Origin of the sequence: Afifella marina DSM 2698, from assembly GCF_900102695.1 — a bacterium.
GTDB lineage: Bacteria > Pseudomonadota > Alphaproteobacteria > Rhizobiales > Afifellaceae > Afifella > Afifella marina.
The window spans coordinates 232,278-246,442 of record NZ_FMVW01000001.1 but is presented as its reverse complement, the minus strand read 5'-3'; the positions used below and the strand labels follow the sequence as shown (position 1 = coordinate 246,442).

Sequence of the window (14,165 nt, the reverse complement as noted above, 5' to 3'; positions counted from 1 at the left end):
CGCAAGATGCCTCTGTTTAGCTACGGGCGGCCGTCATGCGGGAGATCTCGCCGAGACCGTCATAGAGGATGACGGCGAGCGCGCCCGTCAAAAGGCCGCCCTGCAGCACGAAGGCGAGATTGTTGGAATTGAGCCCGGCGATGATCACCTCTCCTAAGCCTTTGGCGGCGACCGTGGAGCCAATCGTCGCCGTCGAAAGCGCGATGACGAGCGAGATGCGTACACCTTCCAGAATCACCGGCAGAGCGAGCGGCAGCTCCACCTGAAAAAGCCTCTGCCGACCGGTCATGCCCGTCCCCTTGGCCGCCTCGGCGACCGCCGGCTGCAGGCCGGTGAGGCCCGCGAGCGTGTTCTCGAAGATCGGCAAAAGCCCGTAGAGAAAGAGCGCGATCAGGGTCGGCCAAGTGCCGAAGCCCACGACCGGCACGGCAAGCGCCAGCACCGCGACGGGCGGAAAGGTCTGGCCGATATTCACGATCGCCCGCGACAAGGGAAGAAATTCCGCACCGATCGGCCGGCTCACCAGGATCGCGAGTGCCACACTGATGAGCGTCGCCGGCACGATCGCCGCCACCACGATCAGAAGATGCGAGATGGTGAGGTCGAGAAGGCTCGCGCGGTCATAGATCGCCGGCGCGCCCACCGGTGCGAAGGGCTCAAGCAACGGCCTGAACGCCTCCGGGACGAAGAGGAAGGCGAGCACCAGCGCCACGAGCGCAAGCCGCAGGAGAAAGACGAAAGGCCGGCTCATGCCACCGATCGCGCCGCATCGAGAAGCGCCCCTCGCCGCACGAGACCGCGCGCCGACCCGTCCTCACCGACCACCGGCAGGACCTCGCGGCCGCTCCAGATCATTTCCGCCAGCGCATCATAGAGCGAGCGATCGGCGGCAATCGGCGTGCCTTCCGCGGTTCCTTCCTCGGTCCGTTCGCTCACCGGGATGAGGGAGAGATAGCGGAACGGCCGGTCGTCGTCGCCGACCAGGTTGCGGACGTTATCGCTTGCCGGATGGGTCAGGATTTCGGCCGGCGGGGCGAGCTGCTCCACCCGCCCCTCGCTCATCACCGCGATGCGGTCGCCGAGCCTGATCGCCTCGGCCATGTCGTGGGTGACGAGAAGGATGGTGGAGCCGAGGCGGTCCTGAATGCTTTTGAGATCGGTCTGCGCCTTGGCGCGGATGACGGGATCGAGCGCCCCGAACGGTTCGTCCATCAGAAGCATGTCGGGACGGGCGGCAAGCGCGCGGGCGACGCCGACGCGCTGCGCCTGACCGCCGGAGAGCTGGTGCGGATAGCGCGGCGCGATCTCGTCGGGATCGAGCTGCAGGAGTTCTAGAAGCTCGTGCACGCGCGCGTCGATCTTCTTGCGGTCCCAGCCGAGGAGCTTCGGCACGGTGGCGATGTTGCGGGCAACCGTCCAATGCGGAAAAAGCCCATGATCCTGGATCGCATAGCCGATACGGCGGCGGAGCTCATAGGCCTTCATCTCACGCGTATCGGTGCCGTCGATCTCCACCACACCCTTCGTCGGTTCGACGAGGCGATTGATCATCCGCAGGAAGGTCGACTTGCCCGAGCCGGAGGTGCCGACGATCACCGTGATCGTCGCCGCCTCGATCTCCATCGACACGTCGCGGACAACGGCATTGCCGGCATATTCCTTGGTGAGGCCTTCGATGCGGATCATGCCTTTGCTCCGGGGAGAACGTCGATGACGGCGTCGAGCACGACGGCGGCGGCAAACGCCAGCGCCACCGTCGGCAGCGCGCCGAGAAGGATAAGGTCGGTTGCCGTCTGGCCGAGCCCCTGAAACACGAAAGTGCCGAAACCGCCGCCGCCGATGAGCGCGGCGATGGTGGTGAGGCCGATATTCTGCACGAGCACGATGCGCACGCCCGTCAAAATGACCGGCAAAGCGAGCGGCAGTTCGACGGAGATAAGCCGCTGGCGGCTCGTCAGACCCATGCCGGCGGCGGCTTCCGTGACGCTCGGCGACACGCCGGAAAGCCCGGCGGCCGTGTTCGCCACCATCGGCAACAGCGAATAGAGAAACAGCGCCACGAAAGCCGGTGCCATGCCGATGCCGCGGATGCCGATTTCGGAGGCGCCCGGCACATTCGCCGCCACCCAGCTCAAGGGCACGATGAGCATGCCGAAGAGTGCGATCGAGGGGATGGTCTGGATGAGGCTCAAGGTGCTGAGGACCGGGCCTTTCAAGCGTTCGGAGCGGTGGATCAGAATGCCGATCGGCACACCTGCGGCAATGGCCGCGGCGAGAGAGCCGAAGGCGAGCTGCAGATGATGCGCCCCCTCCCGCCAGAAGGTCGCCGCGTGGCCGCGATATTCGGCGAGGATCGACAAGGCGTTCCATTCCCCGGTCACGAGGATGGCGGCGATCGCGGCCGCTGCTAACGCAAACACGCCGAGCCTCAGGAAGGGCCCGGGCTTCAGCCTGACGATCGCATCGGTGATCAGGATCGAGAGAGCGAAGCCTGCGAGCCAGAAGCCGGTCCCCGGCGCCACACGCGCATAATCGGCGCCGTTCGCCATCAACATGCGCGCCGCAACGCCGATGGCGATCAGCAAGAGAAGGAGCGTGAGCGCCGGCACGGCGAGCCGGATCGCCGGCGGGCGCACGAAGAGCGCCACCGCGATGGTGGCGACCGCGCAGGCGAGCAGCGCCGCGGCCCAGACGGCGGGCAGCGCCTCGAAAAGCCCGCGCGCCTCGGCGAGCGCGATCCGGTTCGCCCGGTAGCTCGCCAAAGGCAGAGCGAGCGCGACCGCCAGCAGCGCGCCCATGGGCGCGCCGAGCTTGTCAGGACGCGGGATCACAAAGCCCGGCTCAGCCGTCGATGAAATCGTGCGAGACGAGGAATTCATGGGCCACATCGGCCGCCGGCTGGCCCTCGACCTGCACCTGGCCGTTGAGCTTCTGCAGCGTCTCGAGCGTCAACGCTTCGAAAACGGGCTTCAAGAGATCGGCGATCTCCGGATGCTCGTCGAGGACGGGTTTTCTGATGATCGCCGTCGGCTGATAGACCGGCTGCACACCCTTGTCGTCCTCCAGAACCTGAAGGCCCGCCGCCTGGATCGCGCCGTCGGTGCCGTAGACCATCGCCGCATTGGCGCCGTTCGTCTCGCGCGCCGCCGCGCGGATCGTCGCCGCCGTATCGCCGCCCGACAGCACGATGAGCTGATCGGAATTGAGCTTAAAGTCATACGCCTTCTGGAAGGCCGGCAGAGCCGCGGCGGAGTTCACGAATTCCGAGGAGGCGACAAGCTTGACGTCGCCGCCGTCCGTCACCCATTTGCCGAAATCGGAGAAGGTCGTGATGTCGTTCTCCTCTGCCACATCGCTTCTAAGCGCCACGGCCCAGGTGTTGTTGGCCGGCGCCGGCGTCAGCCAGACGATGTCGTTTTCCTCTCCGTCGAGCTTCTTGGCCATGTCGTAGGCCTTCTCGGCATCGGTCCAGACGGGCTCGTCGGCACGGTTGAAGAAGAAGGCCGCGTTGCCGGTATATTCCGGGTAGATGTCGATCTCGCCGGCGGTGATCGCCTTGCGCACCACGGGCGTCGCGCCGAGCTGCAGACGGTTTTCCGTCTCGATGCCGGCATCGTTCAGGACTTCCAGGATGATGTTGCCGATGACGCCGCCTTCGGTGTCGATCTTGGAGGAGACGACCACCTGGGCGGAGGCGCTACTGGCTGCAAACGTTCCGGCCGCGACAGCCAGGGCGAGAAGAGTTTTCATCAACGATCTCCGAAATCTCCGACGATGGGTGACGCGACCATCGGCACGCCGTGCGAAACGCCAGAGAATCCGAAGCTTCGAAGCAAGCTCCCCGGATTGCACCCTCGTCCCCCGCAGCTCATCCAACGGTCAACCACCAGCTAGGTACCGCAGGTGAACGCCTTGTCCATGATGGAAGCTCCAAAAGTCGCGCCGGAAACCGCGTTTGCGGCGGATTCGTCGCGCCTTCAGAGCGTGTTCTTCGTTGCCGAGCCTGGTTCGCCGGGGGATCGGGGCACGGGCTTTCTGGCCTCGCGGCGAAATTCGCCCGGGCTCTTGCCGGTCCATCGGCGAAAGGCGCGATGGAAGGCGCTCGGCTCGGAAAAGCCGAGATCGGCGGCAAGCTCGCCAACCTTTGAATGGCCGTGGAGAAGCTCCTGCGTCGCCACCGCCATGCGCAGCTCGTCCTTGATGTCGTTGTAGGTCTGGCCTTCGAGACGCAGCTTCCGCCGCAAGGTGGAGGCGGGCAAACGCATCTGCGCGGCAAGCTCTTCAAAGCCCGGCCAGGCCGACGGCGGCATCGACCTCAAGCGCTCGCGCAGCCGCGCCGCCTGCCCGGCATCATGGCGGTAGCGCACCAGAATATTGGCGGGTGCCTGACGCAGGAATTCGCGCAGCGCCCGCTCGTTGCGGATCGGCGCGAGTTTGAGAAAATCGGCATCGAAGACGAGCCGGCTTTCCGGCTGCCCGAAACGCACCGGCGCGCCGAAGAACAGCCGGTACTCCGCCTCGTGCGGCGGCGGCGGCCCGCGAAAATCCACGCGGCGCAGGGGAATGCGCCGCCCGATCAGCCAGCAGGAGAGCCCATGCACCATGATCCAATAGGTGCGGTAGGCGAAGGCGGAGCGCGGGCCGGCCCGGTCCTTCAGGACGATCTCGGCAAGCCCGTCTGAAATGCAGAGCTCGCCATAAGGGTCTTCCAGAACGACCCGCAGAAAACGCAGCGCCCGCCGCAGCGCCTGCTCCAGGCTCTTCGCCGACAGGATCGCATGGCAAAGAAGCGTGAAACTGCCGCGCGGCATGGGCCTTGCGGCCTCGCCGAAGAACTCGTCATCGACCGCAAGCGCCACCGCCAACCAGAGCGCCCCGTATTGCTCGGCCGAGACCGGCTCGACCACGGTTGCGGGCATGCCGGCCTGGCGCAGGAGCGGCTCTCGCGCGATGCCGCGCCGGTCGAGACAGGCGAGCGCGTCTTCGACGAAACACGGGGCGATCATGCGCCGTTCCAATCAAGCCCACTCCCCAAAAGTGGCAAAACCGATCACGAAATTAGAGCAATTCGGTCATCGTACGCCATATCTCTTCATCGCTAACCTGACTTCACAAAAGAACACGGTTCCTCCGCCGCAGCGGAAAGGAACTCAGGGAGGACAGATATGGCCGCGCCTTCTGGCAGCGAAGATCGCGACGACTATGCCGAAGCGATCGCAAAATTTCGCCTCGACGACATTACGAAGCTTCTCTCGGGCGATCTTGAGAACGGGATCAACGCCTGCGTCGAATGCTGCGACCGGCATGTCGAAGGCGGAGGCACCGCTCTTCAATGGATCAGCGCCGATGGCCGTCAGGAGACCTACAGCTTCGCTCAGATGCAAAAGCTCTCGGCCCGCTTTGCCAACCTCCTCACCGAAGAAGGCGTCAAGCCGGGGGACGTCGTCGCCGGCATGCTGCCGCGCACGCCGGCACTCCTTGCCACCATCCTCGGAACCTGGCGGGCGGGCGCCGTCTACCAGCCGCTCTTCACGGCCTTCGGCCCGAAAGCGATCGAGCACCGGCTCCAAATGTCGGATGCCCGCCTCGTCGTGACCGACACGGCCAATCGCGGCAAGCTCGATGCGATTGCGGATCTTCCGCGGGTCGTGCGCATCGGTGGCGAGGACAGCACGGCCTCTTCATCGGGCGACATCGACTTCGACAGCGCCATGGCGCGCCAGTCGGAGGAATTTGCGCCGGTGATGCGCCGCGGCGACGATCTCTTCTTGATGATGTCCACGTCCGGCACGACGGGTCTTCCCAAGGGTGTGCCGGTGCCACTCAAGGCGCTCGCTGCTTTCCTCGTCTATATGCGCGATGCCGTGGAATTGCGGGCGGACGACGTCTTCTGGAACATCGCCGATCCGGGCTGGGCCTACGGCCTTTATTACGCCGTCACCGGCCCGCTCGTCCTCGGCCATGCCACCACCTTCTATGATGGGCCGTTCACGGCGGCGAGCACCTACGACATCATCAAGCGCTACGGCATCACCAACCTCGCCGGCTCGCCGACCGCCTTCCGGCTTCTGATCGCCGCCGGTCCCGAAGCCGCCGCCGAGGTCAAAGGCCAGCTCCGTGCCGTCTCGAGCGCCGGCGAACCGCTCAACCCGGAGGTCATCCGCTGGTTCGCCGAGTATCTTAATGCCCCGATCCACGATCATTACGGACAGACCGAACTCGGCATGGTGGTGAACAACCACCACCGCCTCCGTCATCATGTGCATCCGGGCTCCGCCGGCCATGCCATGCCCGGCTACCGCGTCGCCGTTCTCGACGATGCAAGCCGCGAACTGCCGGCGCACAAGCCCGGCATTCTTGCCGTCGACATCGCCAACTCGCCGCTTCTCTGGTTTTCCGGTTACTGGCAGCAGCCGACGCCGGCGATCGCCGACGGCTATTACCGCACCGGCGATACGGTGGAGATGGAAGAGGACGGGCGCATCAGCTTCGTCGGCCGCGCCGACGACGTGATCACCTCGTCGGGCTATCGCATCGGCCCCTTCGACGTGGAAAGCGCGCTCATCGAGCATCCGGCCGTCATCGAGGTGGCAGTGATCGGCAAGCCCGATCCGGAGCGCACCGAAATCGTCAAAGCCTATGTGGTGCTGCGCGAGGGGACGGAAGCCTCCACGGAGCTAGCCGAAGAGCTGCGGCTCTACGTCAAGGAGCGCCTTTCCGCGCATGCCTATCCGCGCGAGATCGAGTTCACCGAGGCCTTGCCGAAGACGCCGAGCGGTAAGCTGCAGCGCTTCATGCTGCGCAACCGCGAGAAGGCGAAGACCGACAGCGACGCCGCCTGAACCAGCGGCTCAAGCCGAGCTGCCGCGCCCGGCCTTCGCACTTCTTGTCCGAACTCAGCCCGTGCGCCGCGGCGCACGGCATTTCCGACGCCCCGCTTCAGAAAGCGAGACATCCCATGCACAATCCCGATCCTGTCGTCATCGTCGGCGCCGCCCGCACGCCCATGGGCGGCTTTCAGGGCGACCTCAAGGACGCCACCGCTCCAGAGCTCGGTGCGGCCGCCCTCAAGGCCTCGCTGGAGCGGGCCGGGGTCACGCCGGAGGCCATCGACGAGGTGATCTTCGGCTGCGTCCTCAGCGCCGGTCAGGGCCAGGCGCCCGCCCGTCAGGCGGCACTCGCCGCGGGCCTGCCGCTCGCCACCGGGGCGACCACCGTCAACAAGATGTGCGGCTCCGGCATGAAGGCGGCGATGCTTGCTCATGACGCCCTCCTCGCCGGCTCCGCCGAAGTGGCGGCGGCCGGCGGCATGGAGAGCATGACGAACGCTCCCTATCTCCTCGACCGGGCGCGCTCCGGCTACCGCATGGGCCACCAGAAGGTCATCGACCACATGTTCCTCGACGGCCTGGAAGACGCCTATGACAGGGGCCGCCTCATGGGCACCTTCGCGGAGGATTGCGCCGAGGCCTATCAGTTCACCCGCGCCGCCCAGGATGCCTTTGCCATCGCCTCACTTGAAAAGTCTCAAAAGGCGATCGCCGACGGCAGTTTCGAAGACGAAATCGTGCCGGTCACGGTGAAGACCCGCAAGGGCGAAGAAATCGTGCGCCAGGACGAGCAGCCGCCCAAGGCGAGGATCGACAAGATCGCAAGCCTGAAGCCCGCCTTCCGCGAGGGCGGAACGGTGACGGCCGCCAATTCCTCCTCGATCTCAGACGGAGCGGCCTCGCTCGTTCTCATGCGCCGTTCGGAAGCGGAAAAGCGCGGGCTCACACCGCTTGGCGTGATCGCCGGGCACGCCACCCATGCCCAGGCGCCCAATCTCTTTCCGACGGCACCGATCGGCGCAATCGAGAAACTCGTCCAACGCACGGGCTGGGATCTGCGCGACGTCGATCTCTTCGAAATCAACGAAGCCTTCGCCGTCGTGGCGATGGCGGCGATGCGCGATCTCGACCTGCCGGACGACAAGGTCAACGTGCATGGCGGCGCCTGCGCGCTCGGTCATCCGATCGGGGCGTCCGGCGCACGCGTTCTGGTGACGCTTCTGGCCGCGATGCGCCAATACGATGTGAGGCGGGGCATCGCCTCCTTGTGCATCGGCGGCGGCGAGGCGACGGCGATGGCGATCGAACGGTCGGCATGAGCGCGACAGCCCGCATCGGCCACTTTCCGACGGGGTCAAAAAAACGGCGTGCAGGCCCCGCGCGCGTCAAAAGCGCCTTCGCTTTGACAAACCTCGGGAACACTCTCGGCAGACGGCGTATAATGCCGGCCCAAGACCTGGGAGTGAACAATGCGATTGAAGAGCCTCACGGTCAAAATTTGCTGTCTTGCCGTCGGCCTTGCCTGGAGCATCCCCTCGGCCTCGGCGGCACCGGTTTCAGCCCCTGCGGTCGCGCCGCCTGACGCCGCACAAATCGTGCAGCCGGTGCAATGGGGACCGCCGCCACCTCCGCGCTACGGACCACCCCGCTACTACCGCCCGCGTTACGGTCCGCCGCGCTATGGCCCGCCGCGCTATGGCCCGCCGCCACGTTGGCGCCGACCGCCTCCGCCGGGATGGGGCCCACGCCCGCCCTATTATGGGCCGCCCCCGGTTCGCTACGGCGCACCGCGCCCATGGACACGCGAATGGTATGCCTATTGTTCGTCGAAATATCGCAGCTTCGACCCGCGCACGGGCACCTACCGACCCTATAACGGGCCGCGCAGGCTCTGCCGCTGAGGCAAACGGCAACATTCGGGCGGAGACATGCTCCGCCCGGATTTATCGGCGATTTGGAAAAGGGAGCCGGCGCGCTCGGCAGCGGTTTACTGAGGCGTCGGGTCTGAAATCGTGACCGAGCCCATGCGGATGCGGCGATAGGCTGCCTCCACGAAGCAATAGCCGGCGAAGGCGACGAGGCCGAGTGCCACCAGCAACAAGAGGAGGGTGCCGAAGGGCAGCCCCTGAATATAGCTGAGGGCGTCTTCGAGGCCCGGCGCGCTCGAGGCGTCGTAGATGCCGCCCGCATAGAAGGCGAGAACGCCGATCACGATGAAGATGACACCGCGGGCGATCAGCCCCAGCGAACAGACGGGTCTCACCATCTTCATCTTGTCGCGGTCGAGATCGAGGTATTTTTCGTAGCCGGCGGACCACCCTTTATAGAGATGGGCAAGGCCGATACCGACCGGCACGAGGCAGAGGCCGAGCGCGACCCAGCGTCCCCAGGCCTGGCCGAAGAGCCAGGTCAGCCAGCCGGACGTCGGATCGCCGGAGCCGCCGCCCCCGCCGCCAATGGCGAAGAGCAAACTCACCACGAAAGCGGCAAGGCCCATATGGATGACGCCGCTGCAGAACAGGAAAAAGCGCAGAAGCAGGCCCTTGGCATCGCTACCATGATCGTCGAGATCACCGATCGACTGGGCGAAGCGCCACAGACCGAAAGCGGCGAGACCGATGCCGACGACCGCGAGCAGCACATCTCCGAGCGGCTGCGTCAGGATTTCGAGGAGCGCGCCGCGCGTGTTCTCCGCCTGCGTTGACCCGACCGCCGCGAGGACCGCCAGGATGCCGACCACCAGATAGACGACGCCGCGGGCCGCATAGCCGCCGCGCGTGCCCCATTTCAACTGTTGCGAGATTTCCGCTGCGATGATCGCCCCCCTCGGTTTCGCCTCGACAACGCCACATGGCGACGCCGGTTCCGAGAGAAGAGCATCTTGATCTTCCAGGGGCCGCGACCGGCTCGCAGCCTTCACACGCTGACGAAAATGAACAGAACGCCCGCGAGAACCAAAGGCGCGCGCAGCATCAGCGGGCGGGCCGCGATGATGCCATAAGAGAGCATCGATAGCCCCACCCCCACCTTCACGAAGGCGAAAAGGGCTGCAAGCGGGCTCACCCCGAGCGCGAGCAGCGACGGATTGGCGATCATGCCGAGCGGGATCACGTAAAGCCCGATGCCGAGAAGCATCGCCTTTCCCGCGACCTTCAGCCAGTTCTCGCCGATCATCCCGGCGGCGATGAAGACGGCACCGCACACGGGCGGCGTGATCGTCGACAACAGGGCAAACCAGAAGACGAAGAGATGCGCGACGAGCGGCTTCAGCCCGAGGGCGGCAAGGGCCGGACCGGCGACGGAAATGCAGATGACATAGGCGGCCGTCGTCGGCACCTCCATGCCGAGAATGAGGCAGGCGAGCGCCGTCAGGAGAAGCGCCGGCCATAAGGAATCGTTGGCAACGGAGAGGATGGTCGACGTCACCTTCACGCCGAGCCCGGTCAAGGACAGAACGCCGATGACGATCGAGGCGCAGATGATGATGGAGCCGATCATCGCCACCTGGCGCCCCGCCGTCACGGCGGCGATCGCCAGCCTGTCGCCGAAATGGCGGAAGGAAAAGCGCAGGCGCACATCGAAGAAGAGCAGGATCGTGGCCGCCAGAATGGCGACGGAGGCGGCATATTGCGGCGTGAAGCCCGCCCCGAAAATCGCAGCCAGCAGCGCCAGAAACGGCACGGCAAAAAACATCGAGGTGATCAATGCCTCACGCCGCTCCGGCTGGTCGGCAGATTCCACCGGGCGCAGATCGTAGCGCGTGGCAAAGGCGTCGACGCCCACCCACACGGTCAGAAAATAGAGGATCGCGGGCGGCAGCGCGGCCGCCATGATCTGCGTGTAGGGCGTGCCGGTCAGCTCGACCATGACGAAGGCGCCCGCGCCCATCAAAGGCGGCATGATCTGCCCGCCCGAGGAGGCAACAGCCTCCACCGCTCCGGCGAGCGATTTCGGATAGCCGAGCTTCGTCATCGCCGGAATGGTGATCGCGCCCGTCGAGGCGACATTGGCGGAGGCGGAGCCGGAAATCGAACCGAACAGCGCGGAGGATAAGGTTGCGACTTTTGCCGCGCCGCCCTTGAGCCGGCCCGCCACCACCGTCGCGACATTCATGAAACCCTTGCCGGCCTCGCCCGCATTCAACATTGCGCCGAGGATGACGAAGATCGCGACGACATTGACGGAAACGCCGGTGAGCTGCCCCCAGAGGCCCCCCTCGGCAAGGGTCATCGTTCCCAGAAAACTCTCAAGCGGCAGGCCGGGATGGCCGAATTCGCCCGGCACATATTGCCCGAAGAGCCCATAGGCGAGCGTCGCGAGAGCCACGAGCGGCAGCGGCCAGCCGATGGCGCGCCGTGCTGTTTCGAGTGCCACGGCGATGAGAAGCACGGCGAGCCCCATCTGAAAGGGCCCGTCGATGAAGCCATACTGATCAGAGATCTCGGAGGCGTTGGCGGCGATGTAGAGGCAACCGCCAATGCCGAGGAGGCTCAACGCCCAGCCGCTCCAACGCTGCCAGGGCGTCTTCGCCGGCAAAATCAGCATCCACGGCAGAACGAGCGCCATGTGGATCGGACGCGCCGCCAGCGCCGGCGCAAGTCCGTAAAAGATCAGGCCGATATGGAAGGCGATCGAGACGAGCCCGAGCGCCACCCATGGCCAATGCTTCGCCGGCGGATCGTCCACGGGCTCGCCTTTCGGTCAATCGCCGGAAATTTCGAGTTCGAGCCGTGCGGCTATTTCAGCTGCTCCGGCACGTCGATGCCCGCTTCCTCGTAATAGCGCAGGGCGCCCTCGTGGAGCTTACCCTCGACCTCCGACAGAAGCTCGGGTGACACCGCCTTCCACCACGGTGCCGTCTCGTACAGACGCGCCTTTTCTTCCCAGAACGTCTTCGTCACCAGATAGGCCGTGTCGGCGTCCATCGCCGTCGTCGTATAGGCGATGACCGGAAGCGAGGTCGTCACCACGTCCTCGTCGACGCCGGCATAGGTGCCTGCGGGAATGACGGCGCGGGTGCGGCCGGTCTTTTCGACTTCCTCATCCGTCATGGAGACGAGGCCGATATCGGCGCTCGCGGCCGTCTCCACGACATTCGGAGCCGGAAACGAGCCGGAGGTCACGAAGGCATCGATCTGCCCGTTCTTCAGGGCATCGGCGGCATTGCCGAGCTCGGCGTTGGCGATCGTCACCTTGTCCTTGAGATCGAAGAGCTCGAGATATTTCTCGCCCTCGCGCGCGCCGAAGGAGCCCTTGCCGAGCAGCACCGACTTGCCTTCAAGCGCGCTCAGGGGCAGCACCGCCTCGTCGCCGGCGATGACGAAATGCATGGTGAGCGAGGGGATCGGAAAGAGGGCGCGAACGTCCTTGAACTTCTCGCTCGGGCGTTTCTCGAAGGCGCCCTTGCCGGCCTGGGCGAGGCCCACCAGCGCCGGCGGCGTGGTGAAGATGAAGCTTCCCGGACGAACCGCCGCTTCCATGACGTTCTGGACCGAGCCCTGGCTCTCCTCGACTGTCAGGATCACATCGCCGTCGGTGCCCTGCTTGATCGCCTCGGAGAGCTCCACGCCCATCTGATAATAGGAGGTGCCGGCCTTTGCGGACTTATAGGTGATGCGGGTTTCCGCCTGCGCTCCGCCAGCGATCACGGCCGCCGCGACCAGCGCTCCGCCGGCCGCCCATGCGCGCCATCCAGCTCTGTTCCTCATGTCCGATCCTCCCCTTCAAATTCCCCTTGATGCGGCTCTGGACAACGCCGAACCGGCTGACGGCAAAGGCCTATTCGATCCCCTCCGCCGCGGCAAGCTTCGGGCAGCATTCCGCCGCTCTGTCTCCTGTTCAAAACGAAGGACAATCCACCTCCGCCGTCTCTCCGCGCGCATCGCAACGATGCCTTCGGGGACGAACGGAAGGGGTCGCCACAAGCCCTGCGACAATTCTGGCATGTCGTTGACCGGGCGAATGAAATGCAAGTCACCGTCGTGATCTGCCGCGCGAGACGTGAGCATTCTCACGGTTGGATTCAGGACTTCTCAATTCCTGTAGCCCATCCGCTGTGGAGGTGGGGCGGAGCCATGACAGCAGGAACGATGCTCATATCGCGGAGCGATGGCGAGGAGACGATCCTCCCGCATCTGCTCGATCTCGTTTACGGCGCGTTGCCCTCTATCACCCTGATATTGTTCGGTTTCGTGGTTGCCGGAACGATCGCGGCGATGGATACGGGCGATCAGCTTCTGGCCATCATCACGATCGTCGGATTTCTCGTCGGCCTCGCGCGCATCGCCATATGCCTGCACTACCGACGCTGGCGCAGAAGCGCGTTGCGTATTGGCGACAAATGGCGTCGCTGGGAGCTCGCCTATATGGCGGGGGGATGGGCGTTCTCGGCCTGTCTTGGCACTTTGGCAGCACGCACGCTCGTCTTTCAAAACCACATGGCCGACGTTGTCGTGATGACGCTCACCATGGCCTATTTCACTGGCATCGTCGTGCGCGTGGTACGGCCGCGCATCGCCGTCACACAACTCCTCCTGGTTCTCCTGCCGGTCATCGCCGTATCGCTGACGCTCGGCGGCCCGAGCTACCTCGCTCTCGCCTTCATCGAGATCATGTTCACGCTCGGAGCCACACAGCTCATCATCCACAATTCGCAGACCATGGTCGCGCGCCTTGAGGCGGAACGCTCCCTGCGGCTGCTCGCACGCCACGATCACCTCACGAAGCTGCCGAACCGCGCCTATTTCGAAGAGAAGATGGCGATGGCGATCTGCGAGGCGGGCGCCCGTGGCGAAGGCTTCGCGCTCATCCTCCTCGACCTCGACGGCTTCAAACCCGTCAACGACACGTTCGGCCATATCATCGGCGATCAGCTTCTTTGCGCCTCGGCGGAGCGTATCCGCGCCTCCCTGCCATCGGAGGCCTTCGCGGCGCGGATCGGCGGCGACGAATTCGCCGTCATCATGCCGGTCGGCATGCGGAGCTCGGAAGCCCTCCTCAGGGGCAAAGCGATCCTCGCAGCCGTCGCGCAACCTTTTGCTCTCGGACACGAGGATATCCGCATCGGCGCGAGTGCCGGCCTTGCGACCTTCGTTTCCGGCGAGCTCGGCGCGAAGCAGCTTTACACCATGGCGGATCAGGCCCTCTACCAGGCGAAACGTCAGGGACGAGCCAATATCTGCGTCTATGCTGAGAGCTCGTTCGTCGCGCAGCGCGCCGCTTAAGCGCACGTTGCCGAGCACGACGCGGGGGACGGCGGGGAGGACGGTGCAAAGGGCGGCGCGCCACTCCTTGCATAAGTTGCGAAAACCTGCGATCGCTACCTGGGGTTCAGGG

General features: G+C 65.3%; 12 protein-coding genes. 4 read left to right on the top strand and 8 right to left on the bottom strand.

The window, feature by feature from the left end:
* Positions 1-16: 16 nt before the first annotated feature.
* The 5 genes from BLP76_RS01100 to BLP76_RS01080 all read right to left on the bottom strand — a co-directional run bounded on the left by BLP76_RS01100 (position 17) and on the right by BLP76_RS01080 (position 5,018).
* A complete protein-coding gene (locus tag BLP76_RS01100; protein WP_092809050.1) occupies positions 17-751 on the bottom strand; it encodes an ABC transporter permease in 735 nt (244 codons plus the stop codon).
* Positions 748-1,686: an ABC transporter ATP-binding protein gene (locus BLP76_RS01095; protein ID WP_092809049.1), complete on the bottom strand. Its 939-nt coding sequence runs from the start codon at positions 1,684-1,686 to the stop codon at positions 748-750. Before BLP76_RS01095 ends, BLP76_RS01100 begins: the two co-directional genes overlap by 4 nt.
* Complete coding sequence (locus BLP76_RS01090) at positions 1,683-2,879, bottom strand: ABC transporter permease (RefSeq protein ID WP_207145298.1); 1,197 nt, start codon at positions 2,877-2,879, stop codon at positions 1,683-1,685. The genes BLP76_RS01095 and BLP76_RS01090 overlap by 4 nt, the downstream gene beginning before the upstream one ends.
* Positions 2,842-3,750: a glycine betaine ABC transporter substrate-binding protein OsmF gene (osmF, locus tag BLP76_RS01085; RefSeq protein WP_092809048.1), complete on the bottom strand. Its 909-nt coding sequence runs from the start codon at positions 3,748-3,750 to the stop codon at positions 2,842-2,844. The genes BLP76_RS01090 and osmF overlap by 38 nt, the downstream gene beginning before the upstream one ends.
* 227 nt (positions 3,751-3,977) lie before the next feature.
* Complete coding sequence (locus BLP76_RS01080) at positions 3,978-5,018, bottom strand: AraC family transcriptional regulator (RefSeq protein ID WP_092809047.1); 1,041 nt, start codon at positions 5,016-5,018, stop codon at positions 3,978-3,980.
* 147 nt (positions 5,019-5,165) lie between these two features.
* Here BLP76_RS01080 and BLP76_RS01075 point away from each other — a divergent pair, with 147 nt between their 5' ends.
* The 3 genes from BLP76_RS01075 (at position 5,166) to BLP76_RS19220 (ending at position 8,731) form a co-directional block, all read left to right on the top strand.
* On the top strand, positions 5,166-6,842 hold the full coding sequence (locus BLP76_RS01075; RefSeq protein WP_092809046.1) for an acyl-CoA synthetase: 1,677 nt from the start codon (positions 5,166-5,168) through the stop codon (positions 6,840-6,842).
* Between the two features lie 116 nt (positions 6,843-6,958).
* Positions 6,959-8,149: an acetyl-CoA C-acyltransferase gene (locus BLP76_RS01070; protein ID WP_092809045.1), complete on the top strand. Its 1,191-nt coding sequence runs from the start codon at positions 6,959-6,961 to the stop codon at positions 8,147-8,149.
* 150 nt (positions 8,150-8,299) lie between these two features.
* Complete coding sequence (locus tag BLP76_RS19220; RefSeq protein ID WP_092809044.1) at positions 8,300-8,731, top strand: BA14K family protein; 432 nt, start codon at positions 8,300-8,302, stop codon at positions 8,729-8,731.
* A gap of 86 nt (positions 8,732-8,817) precedes the next feature.
* On the opposite strand, the gene BLP76_RS01060 is transcribed toward BLP76_RS19220, so the two are convergent.
* The 3 genes from BLP76_RS01060 to BLP76_RS01050 all read right to left on the bottom strand — a co-directional run bounded on the left by BLP76_RS01060 (position 8,818) and on the right by BLP76_RS01050 (position 12,538).
* Positions 8,818-9,621, bottom strand: coding sequence for a DUF1206 domain-containing protein (locus BLP76_RS01060; RefSeq protein ID WP_200170483.1), 804 nt, complete (start codon positions 9,619-9,621; stop codon positions 8,818-8,820).
* A gap of 125 nt (positions 9,622-9,746) precedes the next feature.
* Complete coding sequence (locus tag BLP76_RS01055; RefSeq protein ID WP_092809043.1) at positions 9,747-11,516, bottom strand: TRAP transporter permease; 1,770 nt, start codon at positions 11,514-11,516, stop codon at positions 9,747-9,749.
* Positions 11,517-11,566: 50 nt separating this feature from the next.
* The gene (locus BLP76_RS01050) at positions 11,567-12,538 is read right to left on the bottom strand and encodes a TAXI family TRAP transporter solute-binding subunit (protein ID WP_092809042.1); all 972 of its coding nucleotides are present in this window, start codon (positions 12,536-12,538) and stop codon (positions 11,567-11,569) included.
* 381 nt (positions 12,539-12,919) lie between these two features.
* Here BLP76_RS01050 and BLP76_RS01045 point away from each other — a divergent pair, with 381 nt between their 5' ends.
* Entirely contained in the window at positions 12,920-14,053 is a 1,134-nt protein-coding gene (locus BLP76_RS01045) for a GGDEF domain-containing protein (protein WP_170130367.1), read from the top strand.
* Positions 14,054-14,165: the final 112 nt, after the last annotated feature.